This window comes from Paenibacillus sp. FSL R7-0189, from assembly GCF_037969925.1.
In the GTDB taxonomy this organism is placed as follows: Bacteria; Bacillota; Bacilli; order Paenibacillales; family Paenibacillaceae; genus Paenibacillus_AQ; species Paenibacillus_AQ odorifer.
On sequence record NZ_CP150223.1, the window covers coordinates 476,644 to 493,957 of the forward strand.

11 protein-coding genes and 1 other annotated feature are annotated in these 17,314 nt (G+C 46.2%); of the genes, 3 read left to right on the forward strand and 8 right to left on the reverse strand.

The genetic code is table 11. From position 1 onward, the window contains the following. Nucleotides 1–72 precede the first annotated feature (72 nt). From MKY63_RS02185 to MKY63_RS02195, 3 genes are all read right to left on the reverse strand, one after another. Complete coding sequence (locus tag MKY63_RS02185) at nucleotides 73–618, reverse strand: hypothetical protein (RefSeq protein ID WP_339811365.1); 546 nt, start codon at nucleotides 616–618, stop codon at nucleotides 73–75. Between the two features lie 212 nt (nucleotides 619–830). Then, nucleotides 831–1,250: a DUF350 domain-containing protein gene (locus MKY63_RS02190; protein WP_036683543.1), complete on the reverse strand. Its 420-nt coding sequence runs from the start codon at nucleotides 1,248–1,250 to the stop codon at nucleotides 831–833. 31 nt (nucleotides 1,251–1,281) lie between these two features. After that, nucleotides 1,282–3,648, reverse strand: a complete 2,367-nt coding sequence (locus tag MKY63_RS02195) for an endonuclease MutS2 (protein ID WP_339811368.1) — start codon at nucleotides 3,646–3,648, stop codon at nucleotides 1,282–1,284. A 152-nt stretch (nucleotides 3,649–3,800) separates the two neighbouring features. On the opposite strand from MKY63_RS02195, the gene MKY63_RS02200 reads away from it, so the two are divergent. Beyond that, the gene (locus MKY63_RS02200) at nucleotides 3,801–4,148 is read left to right on the forward strand and encodes a phage holin family protein (RefSeq protein ID WP_036683548.1); all 348 of its coding nucleotides are present in this window, start codon (nucleotides 3,801–3,803) and stop codon (nucleotides 4,146–4,148) included. 71 nt (nucleotides 4,149–4,219) lie between these two features. Here the strand turns inward: MKY63_RS02200 and MKY63_RS02205 are convergent, their stop codons facing one another. Beyond that, nucleotides 4,220–5,287, reverse strand: coding sequence for a GGDEF domain-containing protein (locus tag MKY63_RS02205; protein ID WP_038569534.1), 1,068 nt, complete (start codon nucleotides 5,285–5,287; stop codon nucleotides 4,220–4,222). A 315-nt stretch (nucleotides 5,288–5,602) separates the two neighbouring features. Between MKY63_RS02205 and MKY63_RS02210 the strand changes: the two genes are divergently transcribed. Next, nucleotides 5,603–5,956, forward strand: coding sequence for a cupredoxin domain-containing protein (locus tag MKY63_RS02210; protein WP_235219496.1), 354 nt, complete (start codon nucleotides 5,603–5,605; stop codon nucleotides 5,954–5,956). 139 nt (nucleotides 5,957–6,095) lie between these two features. Here MKY63_RS02210 and MKY63_RS02215 read toward each other — a convergent pair whose 3' ends face one another. The 3 genes from MKY63_RS02215 to pheS all read right to left on the reverse strand — a co-directional run bounded on the left by MKY63_RS02215 (nucleotide 6,096) and on the right by pheS (nucleotide 12,047). After that, nucleotides 6,096–8,186 (reverse strand): hypothetical protein, encoded by a 2,091-nt coding sequence (locus tag MKY63_RS02215; RefSeq protein ID WP_036683556.1) that lies wholly within the window; start codon nucleotides 8,184–8,186, stop codon nucleotides 6,096–6,098. A gap of 199 nt (nucleotides 8,187–8,385) precedes the next feature. After that, nucleotides 8,386–10,830 carry a phenylalanine--tRNA ligase subunit beta gene (pheT, locus tag MKY63_RS02220; protein ID WP_339811372.1) on the reverse strand — a complete coding sequence of 815 codons (2,445 nt, stop codon included), beginning with the start codon at nucleotides 10,828–10,830 and terminating at the stop codon, nucleotides 8,386–8,388. Nucleotides 10,831–11,012: 182 nt separating this feature from the next. Beyond that, nucleotides 11,013–12,047, reverse strand: coding sequence for a phenylalanine--tRNA ligase subunit alpha (gene pheS, locus MKY63_RS02225; protein WP_339811375.1), 1,035 nt, complete (start codon nucleotides 12,045–12,047; stop codon nucleotides 11,013–11,015). A 60-nt stretch (nucleotides 12,048–12,107) separates the two neighbouring features. Then, nucleotides 12,108–12,393 (reverse strand) — a binding site (T-box leader). A 588-nt stretch (nucleotides 12,394–12,981) separates the two neighbouring features. On the opposite strand from pheS, the gene MKY63_RS02230 reads away from it, so the two are divergent. Continuing rightward, complete coding sequence (locus MKY63_RS02230) at nucleotides 12,982–14,595, forward strand: sensor domain-containing diguanylate cyclase (protein WP_339811377.1); 1,614 nt, start codon at nucleotides 12,982–12,984, stop codon at nucleotides 14,593–14,595. A 61-nt stretch (nucleotides 14,596–14,656) separates the two neighbouring features. Here MKY63_RS02230 and pulA read toward each other — a convergent pair whose 3' ends face one another. Further along, a complete protein-coding gene (gene pulA, locus MKY63_RS02235) occupies nucleotides 14,657–17,044 on the reverse strand; it encodes a type I pullulanase (protein WP_339811378.1) in 2,388 nt (795 codons plus the stop codon). Nucleotides 17,045–17,314 lie beyond the last annotated feature (270 nt).

Below are 17,314 nucleotides of genomic sequence, written 5' to 3' on the forward strand. Positions count from 1 at the left end.
GGTCCAAAAAAAGGAGCACGCCCCAGCAGCTATAAGCTTATGGGACAGCCCCTTTTTTTTATATGCTTAACCTTACGCCTGAGCGTTGCTCAAATTGCGTACGAGCTGAATACGATCTTCCTGTGCCAGACTGTGCTGAACATGGAAGCATGAAGGACACACGTAAACATTGAGTGAGAATGGAGCGGTTAATACCGATTTACCTAATGTTGCTGGAGCAGACGGCTCAAAGCTGCCCACAGGCTGCTTACCCGCAAGGATCGTAAGCTCATGGCATTGAGTACATTCCGGAGCCTCCTCCTGAATGGCTAGAATAGCTGAAACACTCTCTTCGTACTTGTTCAAATCATAATCATCGCCGAATTGATTAAGCGTATTATAAATTGGAACTACGCTGTCTTTATCAGGCTCTCCCCAAAGATCATCGTCATTAACAACCTCTTGTTTGGGTTCTTCTACGACTTCCTCTACTTCTTCTTCTTCGATGCCGTCAATCCCAACAGTGACCGTGCGGTATCCGCTAAGCTCATTGTTACAGTGAGGACAATTCTCCTCAGGTCCAAATTCCTCATCCCATACAATTTCAGTATGACACCAAGGGCATACAGTTGTTTCCATCTTTTTAATCTCCTTCATACTTTCACTTTTAAATTTAATTCATCATTAAATAAATAATACCGGCTGCTATAAAAGCAATCGCTGACAGAAACAGAACTCGGGTGAGAATCTTCATGATTTCCTCCTAAGATACCCCACAAAGAGTGGGACTGCTCATTTCAAAGCTTGTCCAGTTTCATAATCCTTTGCAGGGTGTCCTTATAAGGACGGATTTAAAAAATAGCCGCACCAATTACATAAGACAACGATACCGAGATCAGCATGGCAATAAGTCCAACAGCACGGTTATCCGCAGCGATCTCCTCGTCAATAGAGAATACAGGGGTCAGAAATTCAAATAAAAAATAGGCAAGCAGCAGCAGCAAAAAACCGACGACGGACCACTTCATTGTCTCATAAATTGAAACACCAGCTTCAATGCTGAAACGCAGTACGTTGCAAATCCCGAAGATTTTACCGCCTGTGGCCATTGCCACTGCCAGGTTTCCCTTACGTATTTCTTCCCAGCAATTATATTTCGTTACCATTTCAAAAAAAGACAGAAATACAACTAGCCCAAGAATCGCCACTGCGAAGTAGCCAAGCAAGGCACCTAGCGGATGACCCAGCAAAAGATCAATATCTTCTTGCACGCTTTCCCCTTCTTTCTGCCGGGAAATCCCGCTATTGCAGCTCAGCCACAGTTACGCCCGCGCCGCCTTCGTTATAATTCCCGAGCCGATAACTCTTCACATGCTTGTGCTTACGCAAATATTCCTGAATTCCTGTGCGCAGCACACCCGTTCCTTTACCATGAATGATGGCGATTTGGCCCAGATTACCTAAAAAGGCTTCATCGATAAAACGATCTGTCTCCATGATAGCTTCCTCCAGGTTAGTGCCGCGCAAATCCAGTTCACTGCGAATGTTCTCATCACGGGAACGTTTGACGGTTGTCGCATGGCGAAGGGCCGTTGGCGCAGCTGTTGCCTTCGAGGAGAGCAATTCCAAATCATCCAGCCTTACCTTCATCTTCATAATGCCAAACTGCACCAGCGCCTCTTTAGTACCGCTTAGCTCCACCACAAAGCCCTTTTGGTTCAAGCTGTCGACTTTCACTTCATCTCCAGGACCAATTGTCCGTGGGGCCTTGGCAGTCTTGCGGGTAGCAGCCTTCTTGCGCGGTGATGGCTCAGCTTCATCCAGACGTCGCCGCGCTTCAATCAGCTTATGCTCTTTAACTGAAGCTCCTTCTTCCATAGCCAAGCGGCGCAAATCACTGATAATTTCCTCAGCTTCCTTACGCGCTTTGTCCAGGATCGCGCTGGCGTCCTTCTCTGCCTTCTCGAGGCGTTTCTCGCGCTGGCTTTCCAGCTTCTCAAGCTCTTGCTGTTGTCTGCTGCGTAGCTCCTCCACTTCACGGCGGATGCCCTCTGCACGTTCATGCTCCTGTTCCGCTCCCAGCCGATTCTCTTCGAGAGAAGCAATCATATGCTCCACGCGCAGATCTTCTTCCTTCACTTCGCCGCGGGCATGCTCCAGAATCGCATAAGGCAGGCCTAGACGCTCAGCAATCGCAAAGGCGTTGCTTCGTCCCGGTACGCCGATCAATAAGCGATAGGTTGGGCTAAGGGTCTGGACATCAAATTCCATACTGGCATTGATGACTCCCTTACGCTCATAAGCGTAAGCTTTCAATTCGCTATAATGTGTTGTTGCGACCATCCGGCATTCGATCCGGTGAATATGCTCCAGAATGGCAATTGCCAGCGCAGAGCCTTCTGCCGGGTCGGTTCCAGCACCCACTTCATCAAGCAGAATAAGGCTCTTAGGAGTCATTCTACGCAGAATGGAGATAATATTAGTCATATGACTAGAGAAGGTACTCAGACTTTGCTCAATGCTCTGTTCATCGCCAATATCAGCATAAATGGCATCAAATACACACATCTGGCTGCCTTCCTCTGCTGGAATAAACAAGCCGGACATCGACATTAAGCTTAACAAGCCGATGGTTTTGAGGGTAACGGTCTTACCACCGGTATTCGGTCCGGTTACGATAATTGAGCTGTATTGATTGCCCAGCTCCACGTCCAAAGGAACCACATGCTCCGCTGGAATAAGCGGATGCCGCCCTTTGCGCAGCTTAAGATAACCGCGGTCATTCATGCGCGGCTGAGTAGCCTTCATATCACGAGCAAGACGCGCCTTGGAGAAGATGAAGTCCAGTTCTCCCAGAATATCAATATCGTAGGTCATTTCTTCCGCAATGTCGGCTACAAGTGCCGTCAGCCTGTGTAAAATGATCTCAATTTCCCGTTCCTCGCGCAGCCGTGTTTCACGAAGTTTATTATTCATCGCCACAATAGACTCTGGCTCGATAAATAAAGTCGCTCCTGATCCAGACTGATCATGTACGATACCGCCGAAATGGGCACGGTACTCCGCTTTTACAGGAATAACAAACCGATCACCACGAATGGTTACCAGCTGATCCTGCAGCATTTTCGCTACAGAAGACGAACGAATCATCGAATCCAGCTTCTCACGAATTCTGGTCTCTCCTCCGCGCAATTCACGGCGAATGTTAGCCAGCTCAGAACTAGCTGTATCAAGTACATCAGCATTCTCGTCTATACATAAGCGGATGGCATCTTCCACATGTTTTTGCTCCGATAAAACGTCGCTCAGTGAGAACAGGAGCTCAATCTTTTCTTCCTCATGCATAGCTGCCAGGAAACGTTTGACTCTGCGTGCGCCGCCAATGGTATTTCCAACGGCCAGCAGCTCAGTTGTTCCCAGCATTCCGCCTATAGACGCACGTTTTAGTGCAGCTCGAATATCGCTTACCCCGCCGAACGAAGGAATACCCTTCAGGCGGTCCACATTAGCCGCTTCATCCGTGGCTTGAAGCAGCTTCTTCACGCCTTCGAAATCGCCGGAGGGTCTTAGCTGCTCAGCAGCCAATCTCCCCATGGGGGTTTGCGTATATTGCATTAATTTATTTAAAATCTTGCGATATTCAAGCGTATGCAAAATTTTGTCGTCCAATTACAGTCACAGCTCCCTTCATAGATGTTTCCATTATACAGAATTCAGGTCAATTTCGCTATTTGGGTCTTATTTTTAAGCATAGAATCACGTAATAAGGTCACAATAAGAACTGCACATATCCTTAGCATGGGCCAAAGGAGGTTAGTACAGTGAATTTCTTAAGTCATGTTGGTCGTTTTGTGGTCGCAGCGCTTGTTCTGATGGTTGTTGGCTGGATTGTTCCACAGTTCACGGTTGGTGGGTTCTGGAGCGCTCTAATCCTTGCACTGGTGATTGCGCTACTCGGCTGGGTAGTCGAAGGAATCTTCGGCAAAAAAGCAACGCCTTTCGGTCGCGGTATCGTCGGCTTTATTGTCAGTGCGGTAGTTATCTGGGTCGCTCAATTCGTAGTCAGCGGAGTCAGCGTATCCATTCTGGGTGCCATTTTAGCAGCTCTGGTCATTGGGATTATCGACTTGTTCCTGCCGGTATCCACTCCATTTGAGGCCGCTAAGTAACAAAAGCTCTTCACAACACAGAACCCCTTATTCCCGGTTCTTCTCCGGCAATAAGGGGTTCTGTGTTGTTTTTATGCAAAAGACACAATCTCCTCTTTATGACTTTCAGCACAGTTGACCACTCTGTTCTTGCCTTGCTTTTTAGCGGTATAAAGCGCCTTGTCTGTTTTACGGAAGAGAAGCTCTTTCCCATCCCCAAGCTGATAATCACAAATTCCAATGCTAACGGTGATCGGCTTGTTCCCAGCCTGCAAATGTTCAATTTGAGCAATATTTTTCCGTAATTTTTCTACTGCTTCATAGGACTCCGAGAAACTTTTATCTGTAAAAATCACAGCGAACTCTTCCCCGCCATACCTAGCCGCAAAATCATTTAATTCAATCATACCGCCTACCTTGTCCGCTATCACCTTAAGCACAAGGTCTCCAACCCTGTGTCCGTAGGTATCATTCACTTGCTTGAAGTTATCAATATCGAAAAGAGCCAGCTGCAGTTGAAGGTTGTTGCTTTCACATTGCTCCAATAATGAATCCAAATATTCATGAAAGGTTTTATGATTATAGAGTCCAGTAAGTGCGTCTATCTTCAGCAGCTTATCCGAAATAGCCCTCTCCACCATTAGATCTTGGCCCGCCTTCGTTAATCTCTCTAAATTTATACGCGCTTCACGAGCACGAATAATTACTGCAATAGCCATCAGCACAAATACCAAAAATACACACTCTACCATCAAGAATTCAAGCAGCGGTTTATGTAGGAATGGCCGTTCCAACCCAAAATATACCCCAGCATAAAACACAATACTAAATAACCCCATTATGTACAGGAGCTTACGATCAAAATAAATAAGAGCAACCATAATCGGCATCATAAGTGTCATCTGAGCACCGTCAACAAAAGGCTCTAATACAAAATACATAAGGTAGGACACTAAAAACCCACAGCTAACCACCCCATATTTAGGGGACTGTTTACTATAACGCAGCCACAGCTCCGCAGTAATCATAAGGACCACAATTAGTAAATTACAGGCTATAAATAAATGCCATAGGTTCGTGTCCATTGTTGTTTTTATTTGGAGTCGGTCAATATTCGACAAAAACAGCAACTGTGAGATTAATAAAAGAATGACTACCATCCAATAGCCTTTTAAGATTCTACGGTGCCAAACCTCCGTACTTAGCGCATCGTTAATACTTGTAATATGTATCCCCTACTTTTAGACGTTAATGTAATAGCTTTCATTATAATAAATTTTAGTTATATTTTCATCATTTTTTTGCAATTTACGACAAAGTTTGAACAGTCTGCCTGTTCACAGATTTTTCACATTTAATCAAAGCGCTTTCTTAAATTTTAAGTTATGATGTCTACATAATTGTCACATTTTCACTATGCTTGGACTTCTTGGGGGGGGATTTAGATCATTAAAAAATTTGCAATTCTACTTTCAATGGTGTTCGTTATAGCACTTACAGCCTGTGGGAACAGCAATGATAGTGCTGCTGGCAATGCTAACACATCGGAGCCGGAGATCGAGGCAGAAACAGAACTCATAATTACAGCTACGAATTACAGCTTTGATCAGGAAGAATATCATCTAAAAAAGGGTGTGCCCGTCAAAATCATTTTTAAAAATGATGACGGCAATCACGGTATCCTTATTCCTGAGTTCGAGCTGCAGCTTAATGAAAAAAAATCCTCAAAGGTGATCGTACCAGAGGAAGCTGGAACTTTCGAAATGACCTGTTCCATAATGTGTGGCTCCGGACATAGCGGAATGAGAGCTACTATCATCGTGGAATAGATTACACATAAACAGCCGATTATTAGGGATTCTCCCTGATATCGGCTGTTTTTTTTAATCTGAGCTCATTAATAAAGAGTGCTGACCCGAAATAGATCTCTCTACTCATCAGGTCAGCCCTCTTACTTGCATCCGGCATTCAACTGTCCTGCTCGATCAGTTGAATCCATTCATTATATTCATTTTGCAGCTTGGCATATTCCTCTTTAAGGTTACGATGCTCGTCCGAAAGCTTGTCAAGCTCTTCCTGACGCATTTCAAACTGGACCTGCAACAAACGAAGCTGTCCTTGAACCATTTCATAGCTTTCACCAACTTCACCTAACTGCTGAAGCACCTCGCTACGTTCACGATCAATAGCTTCCTGCTTCATCTCAGCCTCGCCGGCTTCCTGCTGCCAAATGTCGATCTCCTCGCGCAGCTTCGCTTCGAGATCCGTCCACTGCAGCTGCCGATCGGATAGCTCCTCGTACTTGTGCTTCCAAGAAGCTCCGTACGCCTCTGCTTCCTTCAGCACTTCCTGTTGCTCAGCAACAGTAGCAGCGGCTTCACGACTAGCTTCAGACAGCTCTTCTAAGCGTCGTGTTGCCTCTTCTCCTTCTTCCTGCAGCAGTTGATATCTTTCCTGCAGGCGTTCTCCTTCTTGCAGTACATCATCGTATTGAGCAATCAATTCCTCATAACGCACACGAAGCGCAGACAGCTCCTTCTGAACCTGCACACCTTGCTCCCGAAGTGCCGCTGTTTCGCGTTCTGCATCTGTACGAAGCTGAACCTCCTGATCCAGCTGCTGTACTAATCCATCGGCTTGCCCACGTAGCGTGTCGATCTCTTTCTGAAGCAACACGGATTTCTCCTCAGACTCCAGCAGATTCATTTCCAGTTCACCAATATCTTCCATACGTTTATCCGAAAGCTCCTGCCAGTTAGCCGCCTCTGCTGCTGATCCCGCAAGTTCTTCCTGAACACGGTGCAGATTCTCACTCGTCTCCTGTAGAGACGCTCTTAGCTCTGTCGCTTCATTCTGTGACTGTTGATAACGCTGGCGTAACTCTTCCAGCTCCTCATTCAACAGTGTGCCCAGCTCAGTAGCCGTGCGCAGCTCTTCACTGAGCTGTTCTTCACGTTTAACAATCGCTTCATATTGTCCAAGCAGCGTCTGTCTTGCATCTCGCTCACTCTTAAGACTGGCTTCAGCCGCCCGTAATCTGGACTGAAGTTGCCCGGTCCCACCACGAAGCTCCGCCAGCTGTTTCTCCAGCTCTTGAATGCTTTGCTTATGTCTATGCTCTTGAGTGCCTTGTGACTGCCGCAGTTCCTTATTCTTGGTTTGCTCCCGCTGCAGTGCTTCACGTTCTTCCGCCAGCTCTTTGCCCAACTTCGCTTTGGTACTCTCAAGCTCTTTACCTAAGGTCAACTTGGTATCCTCAAGCTCCTTACCCAGCGTCAATCTGGTATCTTCGAGTTCTTTACCTAATGTAGACTTGGTAACCTCAAGCTCTTCCTCCAGTGTTGACTTGGTCTCGGTCAGCTCAAGCTGCAGAGCAGACAGCGTGTCTGTCTTCTCCTTGGTCAGCGTCTCTCGGATGTTCTCCAGCTCTTGCAGATGAGCAGCCTTCTGCTCCTCCAGCTGCTGCAAGCGGATGGCTTCCGCCTTCGCCAGTTCCTGCCGCTGTTGTTCACGACTAGCTGCCCGCTCTTCTTCGTAGCTTGTCCGCAGTTCTTGCAGCTCTATCTCGCGCTCAAGCAATTCTTCTTCCAGCTTCTTGCGTGCAACTTCCACAGCTTGCACTGCCTCCTGAAGCTGCTCCGCATGTACCTTGCGTTCATTCTCCTGAATCTCCAAATGCCGCTTACGTTCTTCCTCAGCAGCAGCAATCAGTCGCCCAGCCTCTTCTTTGGCCGCAGCTTCAAGTCGCTCAATTTCTTCTTGCCGCTCCCGCTGTACCTCCAGCAGGCGAGATACTTCCAATCGCAGTTCACTGCGTTCACCTGTCATCATGTTTAGTTCATTTTTGAAGTCCTGAACCTGAATAGCCTGCTCCGCCATATGTACAGCTGCAAGCACCGCTATACGCGGTGTGTCCAGTCTGGTGTGTGATTTAGAAATCGTGCGCATATGTTCATCAACATAACGGGCCACTTGTTTCATATATTCAGTACTGCTTCCGACGAGTTTATAGGAAGTTCCGTATATCTCCACGGCGACACGTGTCCGGTCCATAGCCACAGTTGTGCCCTCCTTTGTATGTGTGCGGATTCTAAGCTAGTTTCACTTCTTCTATTGTAGCTTTTTTGGTAAGCATTTGGCAAAATCCCTAATATTCAATAGATTATGGCTGATATTCTCCGCTTTGCACTCTACCTAGAAAAAACCGCAGCGAATCTCAGTTTCTAAATGGATTCGCTGCGGCTTTACACAATTCCTGCTACTTTCTTAATTCTGCACCAAAAGTTTGTTGAAGAGATGCTAATACCTTCTCATGCACCTCTCCTACTTCTTCATCAGTCAATGTATGTTCACTATGACGATACAGCAGTGAGATCGCGATGCTCTTCTTTCCACTCTCCAGCTTACCGCCAGTGTACACGTCAAATACCTGTACGGACTGGAGCAAAGTACCTCCGTTATCACGGATGGAAGCCAGCAGATCGCCCGCTGGTACAGCGGAATCCACGACCACAGCAATATCCCGTTCCATTCCCGGGAAACGCGGAAGCTCATTATATTGCAAACGGCTTTGCGCACTTTCATATAACGGCTGCAATAAAATTTCTGCCGCATAAGTATCCACCAGATCCAGCTGTCTTTGCAGATCCGGATGAATCTGTCCCATCGTTCCGATCTTCACATGGCCCTCGTTCCCGAGTAAATATATCGATGCGGAACGCCCAGGATGAAATCCTTCTGGACTGTCTCCCACATAGACGATTTTATCAGTCAGCCCTAAATGAGCAAATACCGTTTCCAGCGCACCCTTCAAATCAAAGAAGTCCACAGGTTGTGCCGAAACATTCCATTGCTTCACTGTTAAGCTTCCGCTAAGCAACAGCCCCAGCACTGGCAGTTCGCGTGGTTGGCGAGTCAGCTGTTCTTCATCCGTGAAGAAGACGTTGCCGATTTCAAACAATGCCAAGTCGCTTTGACGACGATTGGTATTGTAGCTGGCAATATCCAATAGTTGCGGAAGAAGGCTGGTACGCAGTACGCTGCGTTCTTCACTCATCGGCATAGCCAGCTTCACCGCTACTGCTCCTTCTGATAACGCAGGGAACATTGTGCTTTGTTGCGGCTGGATGAAGGAGTAACCCATCACCTCTTGGTAACCGCCATGTGACAATAAGCGGCGCAGTTCACGACGGAGCGCTTGCTTGTGAGTTAGTGCTCCTGGCGTTGTAATTCCTTCAATTAGAGTCGTTGGAATATTGTCATATCCGTACAGGCGGGCAATTTCTTCAATAAGATCAACATCATAGCTGATATCGCCACGTCTGGTTGGGACTTGAACTTCAATCAGCCCTTGTGCGGTATCTCCGCATTTGAAGTGTAGACGGCCAAACAATGTCTTCACTTCCAGCAAGGACAAATCCGTTCCCAGATAACGATTCAGTTTCTCTAAGGACAAGGTGAGAACCTTCTCTTGAACAGCGTCAGTTCCTGCTTGCACGATGCCTTCATGGACCGATCCGCCAGCATAACGTGCAATCAGCACTGCTGCACGGTTCAATGCAGGAATAACTGCACTTGGATCCACTTCCTTCTCGAAACGAAGGGAGGCTTCAGAGCGAAGTCCCAATTGACGCGAGGTTTTACGAATCGTACCACCATCAAACTTAGCAGATTCCAGAACAAGGTTTACCGTCTCAGCAGTAACCTCTGTATCCCGTCCACCCATTACTCCGGCCAGACCTACAGCTTTAACTCCATCAGCGATAACGAGCATTTGCGGCTCTAGCTTACGCTCTTGACCGTCAAGTGTAACCAAAACTTCACCTTCATGGGCAAGACGAACGCCGAGTTCTCCACCTTGCACTTTATCTGCATCAAAAGCATGCAGCGGCTGTCCATATTCCAGCATCACGTAATTGGTAATGTCCACGATATTATTAATTGGACGAACCCCAGCAGCCATCAGACGATTCTGAATCCACAGCGGTGATGGTGCAGGTTTAACACCTGCAATATAACGAACTGCATAATGGCTGCAGTATTCTTCATCTTCAATCTTGACGGAAATGGAATCCGCAGCAGGACCACTGATCTCAATAATTTCGCTTTTTGGATCAGGCAATTTAACTTCACGCCCAAGAATCGCACTTACTTCATAAGCAGCACCAATCATACTGAGGCAATCCGAACGGTTCGGAGTCAGATCGAATTCCAGAATCTCGTCATCTAAGCCGAGGACCTTGGAAATATCCTGACCAATCTCTGTCCCTTCAGGCAGCACAAGAATACCTTCTTGTTGCTCTTTTGGAAGCAATTTATCATTCAGTCCCAATTCTTTGGCCGAGCAGATCATCCCTTGCGATAGGACGCCGCGCAGCTTGGCTTTTTTGATATCCAGTCCTGGCAGCTTAGCACCGACCAGTGCTACAGGTACAGTTTGACCTGCAGCTACATTTTTTGCGCCGCAGACGATTTGTAGATCCTCATCTTGGCCCGCATCCACGATACATACGTTCAGCTTGTCGGCATCAGGATGTTTTTCCTTTGATTTCACATAGCCGGTTACGATGCCGGAAATGCCTTTATTGCGGCGCTCTACGCCGTCAATCTCAATGCCGGCAGCGGTAATCTTCTCCGCTAGCTGTTCGGCGGTTACTCCTTCAATCGATGTATAATCAGCCAACCATCCGGTTGATACTTTCATATCCGCTCACTTCCTTTATGTTTCAGATGTATTTATTTCACTGTCGTTCGTGCTGCTTCCTGTGGGAGAACGGATGAAGTGCACTCAATTTCAGCTACACACTATTAAGGACGGTCCCTACAAGGAAATCAAATGCTCCAAAACCCATTCTCCAGCCACTATCAGCTAGCGCACCACAATAACTAAACGCCCTTGAACTGCTTCACAAAACACATATCATTACTATAGAAATGACGGATGTCATCGATGCCGTATTTAAGCATTGCAATCCGCTCTACACCCATTCCGAAGGCGAAGCCGCTGTATTCAGCAGGATCATAGCCACCCATTTTCAGTACATTCGGGTGTACCATACCTGCGCCAAGGATTTCTAACCATCCACTTTGCTTGCATAGTCTGCAGCCATCGCCACCACATTTGAAGCAGCTTACGTCTACTTCAACACTTGGCTCCGTGAATGGGAAAAAGCTCGGACGAAGACGAATGCCTGTATTCGGTCCAAACATCTCCTGCACAAATTGTTGCAGGGTGCCCTTCAGATCACTCATTCGAATGTTACTTCCAATGACCAAACCTTCGATTTGGTGGAACTGGAAGGAATGCGTTGCATCATCATCATCACGGCGGAATACTTTACCCGGACAGATGATTTTAACAGGAGCTTCACCGTTCATAGCCTGCATAGTACGAATCTGTACTGGCGAGGTTTGAGTGCGCATTAGCAGGTCATCTGTTAAATAGAAAGAATCCTGCATATCACGTGCCGGGTGATTCTTAGGCAGATTTAGAGCTTCAAAGTTATAATAATCGGTCTCCACTTCCGGACCTTCAGCTACACGGTAGCCCATGCCGGTAAAAATATCCTCAATCTCCTGTACGACTCTGCTAAGCGGGTGAATGCCCCCTTGCTGTAAACGGCGACCCGGTAAGGTTACGTCTACTTTTTCAGCCTGCAGACGTTGCTGGGTTTCCTGCTCTTGAAAAGCCTCCTGCTTCGCGCCGATAATCTCCTCAATAGCACTGCGAACCTGATTCGCCACTTGCCCGATTACCGGACGCTCCTCAGCACTAAGTCCTCCCATACCGCGCAGAACCTCTGTAAGCTCACCTTTTTTACCGAGATACTTCACTCTTAAATCATTTAGTACCTGCGGATCCATAACCTCCTGCAGCTTAGCCAGCGCTTCAACCTTCAATGCTTCCAACTTCTCTTTCATGGCCGTGTACAGCCCCCTTCAATCATTGTCTAGTTCAACAAAAAAAGGCCTTTCCTCCCGGTAAGGGACGAAAAGACCGTGGTACCACCCTTGTTAGACAAGCTGATCTGTTCCCCTTAAGAGCTTCATTCCCTCTTTTGGCTGGACAGATACCTATCTCACTTTATACAGAAATAACGGTCTGTGACCGGTATCCCCTACCCTTCCCTATTAGACAGCTTAAGGAATTCAGGGAACTGCTCCGGAGTGAACTTCGACAGCTCTGCTTCTTAGAAACGCTCTCAATCCGCGGCGTCTCCTCCCTGTAAGTCAGGCACTGTGTACTCTTCTCCATCACTGCATTTCACAATTCATGCTAATTGTCAGGTATCTCTTACTACAAGAGATATGTCTCTTTATTATATGCAAAATCTGTCGTTTTGACAAGCTGGATTGGCATCGGGGCGGGCAGGCGTGATTTTTGGAATGATGCCTGCGAACAAAGCCGCACGACTTCACCCCATTCACGCACTGCGTAACGAATAATGAATGATTAGCTTTCCTGTAGTCATTATGACTAAGGGCAGTTTTTTTCAGCAGCTGTAAGCCGTATCATTTATGGTCGAGTGGGGTAATAGGATCCATCGGTTTGAATATAGATAATTCAATAGGCCCATACATTAAACTTTAAATTTTGTCTTTTGGATTATTATGAGTAAAGATTGCTCTATAAGCAGCACGTCCTATATACTTGATATACTAGAAACTACCATTTACTCACACGTACACTTTCCTATGTTTTCCCACTATGTATACAACACCTCTTTTATTCCCAAAAGCACCTTCAAACATCAGTGACTGATTTAAATTACGCCTGACCATAGATTGACTTCTGCAGGTTCTACTTAAGCAGCAATAGATTTACTTAATCATCTTATACAGGGAGAAGATGACTGTGGCAGGGTTCTTCGAATTTAAGGTAACACGCAAACTATTCTATGTCTTCGCTGCAATCTCCGTCCTTCTGGTCGGGATCAGCGTGTCCTCGCTACTCTATTTAAATCACACTATTAATAGATTGTCAGATTCTCTTTATGATGATATATATCAGAACTCTAAGCTCATACTAAGCGCCGATCGTGATCTGCATCAAGCTGCTGTAGCCTTGCAAATCGCAATGGGTCCAAACCTAACAGCCGCAGAAGGTGAACAGTTCACTAAGGAGTTTATAGATAATAATCTTCAAGCGCAGGAACGAATAAGTCTAGCAAGAGCAAATATCAACGCTATAAAAAAACCTTACAGTGATATGAAACAAAGTGTAATTATCCTTTTCGAATTAAAAAACGAGCTGCACTCCTTCGAAACTACCATTGTCATGTGGAAAAATTCAGGGCATACGCTAATAACGGAACGGACGAAGAGTAGCTGGAATCCGGATTCATATTCTGCGCTCACCCTAAACTCGCAATTCAATGAAGCTAGAGCACATCTCGATCAAGCAGAGGACTTGATTGGCAACTACGCCTTGCAAGTAACGGACGGTTTTAAGGATGAAAAAAGCGCTTTGTTCTCCCTATATTCGCTCCTCTTACTTGTGTTTCTCCTGGTCATTATTTACCTTGGACGCAAAATCATCTGGCTCCAGAATGAAATGCTGGAAGAACAAACACTTTATCAGCTAATCGGTGAAACCATGTCTGATTTCATTATTTTGACGGATCCTAACGGGTTGATTCTATACGCTTCCCCCTCACACTCCAGTATTCTAGGCTATGTGCCTAAAAAAGGAGATCCGTTATCCAACTACATACGTGAACCGGAGATTGCCTGGGCTAAATTAAAGAGCGTGGTTCAGGGAACCCCGCGCATTTCAGAACTGCGCATGCGCGGAGCAGAAGGCCAATGGGTATGGCTTGAAACTAAGGTGTCACCTGTTCTCGGCAGCCGTAAATTCCCAGCACAATTCATGCTGTTATCTCGAGAAATTACCCAGCGAAAACAATACGAAGAACGACTACATAAGCTAGCCTTCTATGATCATTTAACAGCGATTCCCAACAGGGCTCATTTCAAAATGTATATGGAGAACCTTATCACACAACCCGAAGAACGGAAGCAAAAAATTGCACTGGCCCTGCTGGATTGTGACAGATTCAAGCAGCTAAATGATACCTTAGGCCATCTGGCTGGAGACGAATTTCTTCAGCTGCTCTCCCGTGAACTTCAGCATACAGTCAAAGGAATAGGTCAGGCCTTCCGGATCGGCGGAGATGAATTCGCAGTTGTACTGCATCGATTCACTTCTCCAGAGATGCTTGATGAAACGCTGCAGCGGTTACTTAAACTGTTCAATAAGTCTTGGTCTGTTGATAACGGGTCCAGCTTCCACACCTCCGCGAGTATCGGAGTCGCTTTATTTCCTGAACACGGAAGCAGTATTAATGAACTGCTGCGTGCCGCCGATTTGGCGATGTATCGCTCCAAAGACCATGGTGGCAATAAAGCCAATCTCTACTACGAGCTTGTGGACGAAGGGTTAGCTAACCAGACCATTGTAAAACCATAAGAGCAAATAAAAAGCTGTCTCAGGAAAAATCAACCCTGAAACAGCTTTTTTTGTATGGCCTCTAACTGCTTAACCGAAGATGATCTTCTGAAATTTCGTCAATCTCCTGATCACGATCCCGAACTAAGACCTTGGTTAACTCTCCATTCGTAGAACAATCAATGAAACGGTCTCCGTCCCCATCTTTTTCTTCCCAATCATTAAGCCGCAAAATATATCCGATGGATTGGGTATCTGGCAGCACTTCGATGCGGGCTACTGCACGCCCGTTCTCCATATATCGGAAATCGCATTGTCCATCCTGGATTCCTGTATCCCAAACCCAAAGATTCCAGCCTTGGTAATTCTGATCAGGGCGTTCATAGTGTATTTCGATGATTTTAGAGCGTGGGGCTGGCTCACCACATTCATCATAAAGGACCATCATCGACAACCCTTCCACTTCTACCTCATTGCCTTCGATTCTGCGGATGGCTTCTATCCCGGCACGGGTATGGTCTACTACTATACTCCACCCGTTAGAAATCTCAGGAAGAGCCACCGTCATTCGATCATTATTAGCATTGAAGATAACGGTTATATTGTTCCAAAGATCGCCTCCTGCATGGCCTCTAAGAAGATACGATACTATTCCGCCATCACATCGCAGAAATTCCAACGAACGTTCAATTTCCTGGCGGCCATGCAGACGAAATGCCGGATGTGTGCGCCGCAGCTCGATCAGGCCTTTATAATATTGAAATACGGGCTTAAATACGCTTTTCATATTCCAGCGGATCGAGTTGATCGCGTCACCGCTGCGGTAGCTGTTATGATCCCCAAATTTACTGCGCAGGAGCTCATCTCCAGCATGCAGGAAAGGTATCCCTTGCGATGTCAGAATAATTCCGTTAGCAAGCAAGGAACGACGTACAGTTTCATTACCGAGAATGTTCTCCGGATCTACATTCACGTATGGATTGGCAAGGGCCACTGCATCTTCCAGATCCTCGTTATCCATGTTGGCGATTACCGGAAAATCAGCTTTCTGGCTCCCCCCTTGAACGATAAGCAACTTATCCCATAAATTCAAATTATCATGGGCAGTTACATAGTTCACAGATTCCACAGGCGAGTCCGTAAACTCATGAATTGCTCCTTTAATTCCGGCTGCAATAGCACCTTCTTTGCCGTATTCGCCTGTCACGAACCCTCTTCCGAAGCCATCACTATCCCCTTTGATCGCTGAACGAAAGTTATCGTTGAAGACAGCATAACCCTTGCCCCGTTGTACACCTTTTAGCGTTTTAGTGGCCAGCGGAGAATCTCCACCCGTCCAAGGTTCACCGTAAAGCAACAGATTCGGATTCACTTCTAGACGGAGCTCTTCCGTAATCTCCCGCATGGTAACACTGTCCATCAGACCCATCAGATCAAACCGGAAACCATCAATATGATATTCCGCAGCCCAATAAGATAGGGAGTCCTTAATAAATTTTCGGACCATCGGACGTTCTGTAGCCAGCTCATTGCCAACCCCGGAGCCATTCGACAAACGTCCCATAAAATCGCGGCGATAGAAATAATCTGGGACAAGCGGCTCAAAAGGTCCATTCTCCACAGCATAAGTGTGGTTGTAAACGACATCCATAATTACCGCGATCCCGCGGCTGTGCAAGGCCTGCACCATCTCTTTAAATTCACGGATCCGCAAGCCAGGATTGGCAGGATCGGTGCTGTAAGATCCTTCAGGTACATTATAATGCTGGGGATCATACCCCCAATTGTAGTCCACATTAGCTATGGAGGAACCCCGATTAACCACCTTCAGCTCATCCACGGTCTGAAAATCAAATACCGGCATCAGATGAACATGGGTAATCCCTAATTCAGCCAGATGATCAATCCCCACTGTATTTCCTGCCGGATCCTTTAATCCAAATTCGGTAAATGCTTTGAATTTACCCTTATAATACATACCAGAGCTCTCATGTGAGGAAAAGTCACGAACATGCAGTTCATAAATCACTGCGTCGGCAGGATGCTGTAACGGAGGCGCTACATCCTGATCCCAATGTTCTGGATTCGTATCCTGCAAATTAACGATTGCCGATCTTAAACCATTAGCTGATACGGCTGTTGCATAAGGATCTACTGCTTCTGTCACATTACCATCTGCAAAAACAGCACGGTACATATAATATTTCCCTTTTAGATCACCTGATAACTTGGTCTGCCAGACTCCGCCATTACTACGCTGCATATATACAATTCGACCACTGTCCACAACACTCTTATGTGACTCAGCATTCAGTCGATAACCACCTGTTTCGTACAGGACAAGGGACACAGCAAGAGCCGTAGGTGCCCAGACTTTAAAGACACTGTACTCCGTTGAATACGTCAAGCCTAAATCCTTACCCTCATAGACTTCCATCATCAATTCTGCATTTATATAATTTTTACTCATGAATTAACACCATCCTATGGCTCCCCACCTAACCTGTGGGGTTGCTTATAAGTCCATATATTACCAATTAATTACATATTAATACTTGCACAGCGCTGCAAGTCGGCAAATGGAGTATAAACTTTCTATGGATCCTTACTATTATATGTACGACATATTTATAGGTTTGGGTTCCTTATCGACTTTATGCTCATTACTAATACTATCGGTATAGACATCTGCGCAATAAAGAAAATAAACAGTGAACAGTAAATGAGGTCGAATTACAGA

What these genes read in the sequence shown, in the direction of transcription:
- MKY63_RS02205 (WP_038569534.1), bottom strand. Translation starts at nt 5,287, where the DNA reads ATGGTAGTCATTCTTTTATTAATCTCACAGTTGCTGTTTTTGTCGAAT.
- pheT (WP_339811372.1), bottom strand. Translation starts at nt 10,830, where the DNA reads ATGAAAGTATCAACCGGATGGTTGGCTGATTATACATCGATTGAAGGA.
- pulA (WP_339811378.1), bottom strand. Translation starts at nt 17,044, where the DNA reads ATGAGTAAAAATTATATAAATGCAGAATTGATGATGGAAGTCTATGAG.
- MKY63_RS02210 (WP_235219496.1), top strand. Translation starts at nt 5,603, where the DNA reads ATGGTGTTCGTTATAGCACTTACAGCCTGTGGGAACAGCAATGATAGT.
- pheS (WP_339811375.1), bottom strand. Translation starts at nt 12,047, where the DNA reads ATGAAAGAGAAGTTGGAAGCATTGAAGGTTGAAGCGCTGGCTAAGCTG.
- MKY63_RS02185 (WP_339811365.1), bottom strand. Translation starts at nt 618, where the DNA reads ATGGAAACAACTGTATGCCCTTGGTGTCATACTGAAATTGTATGGGAT.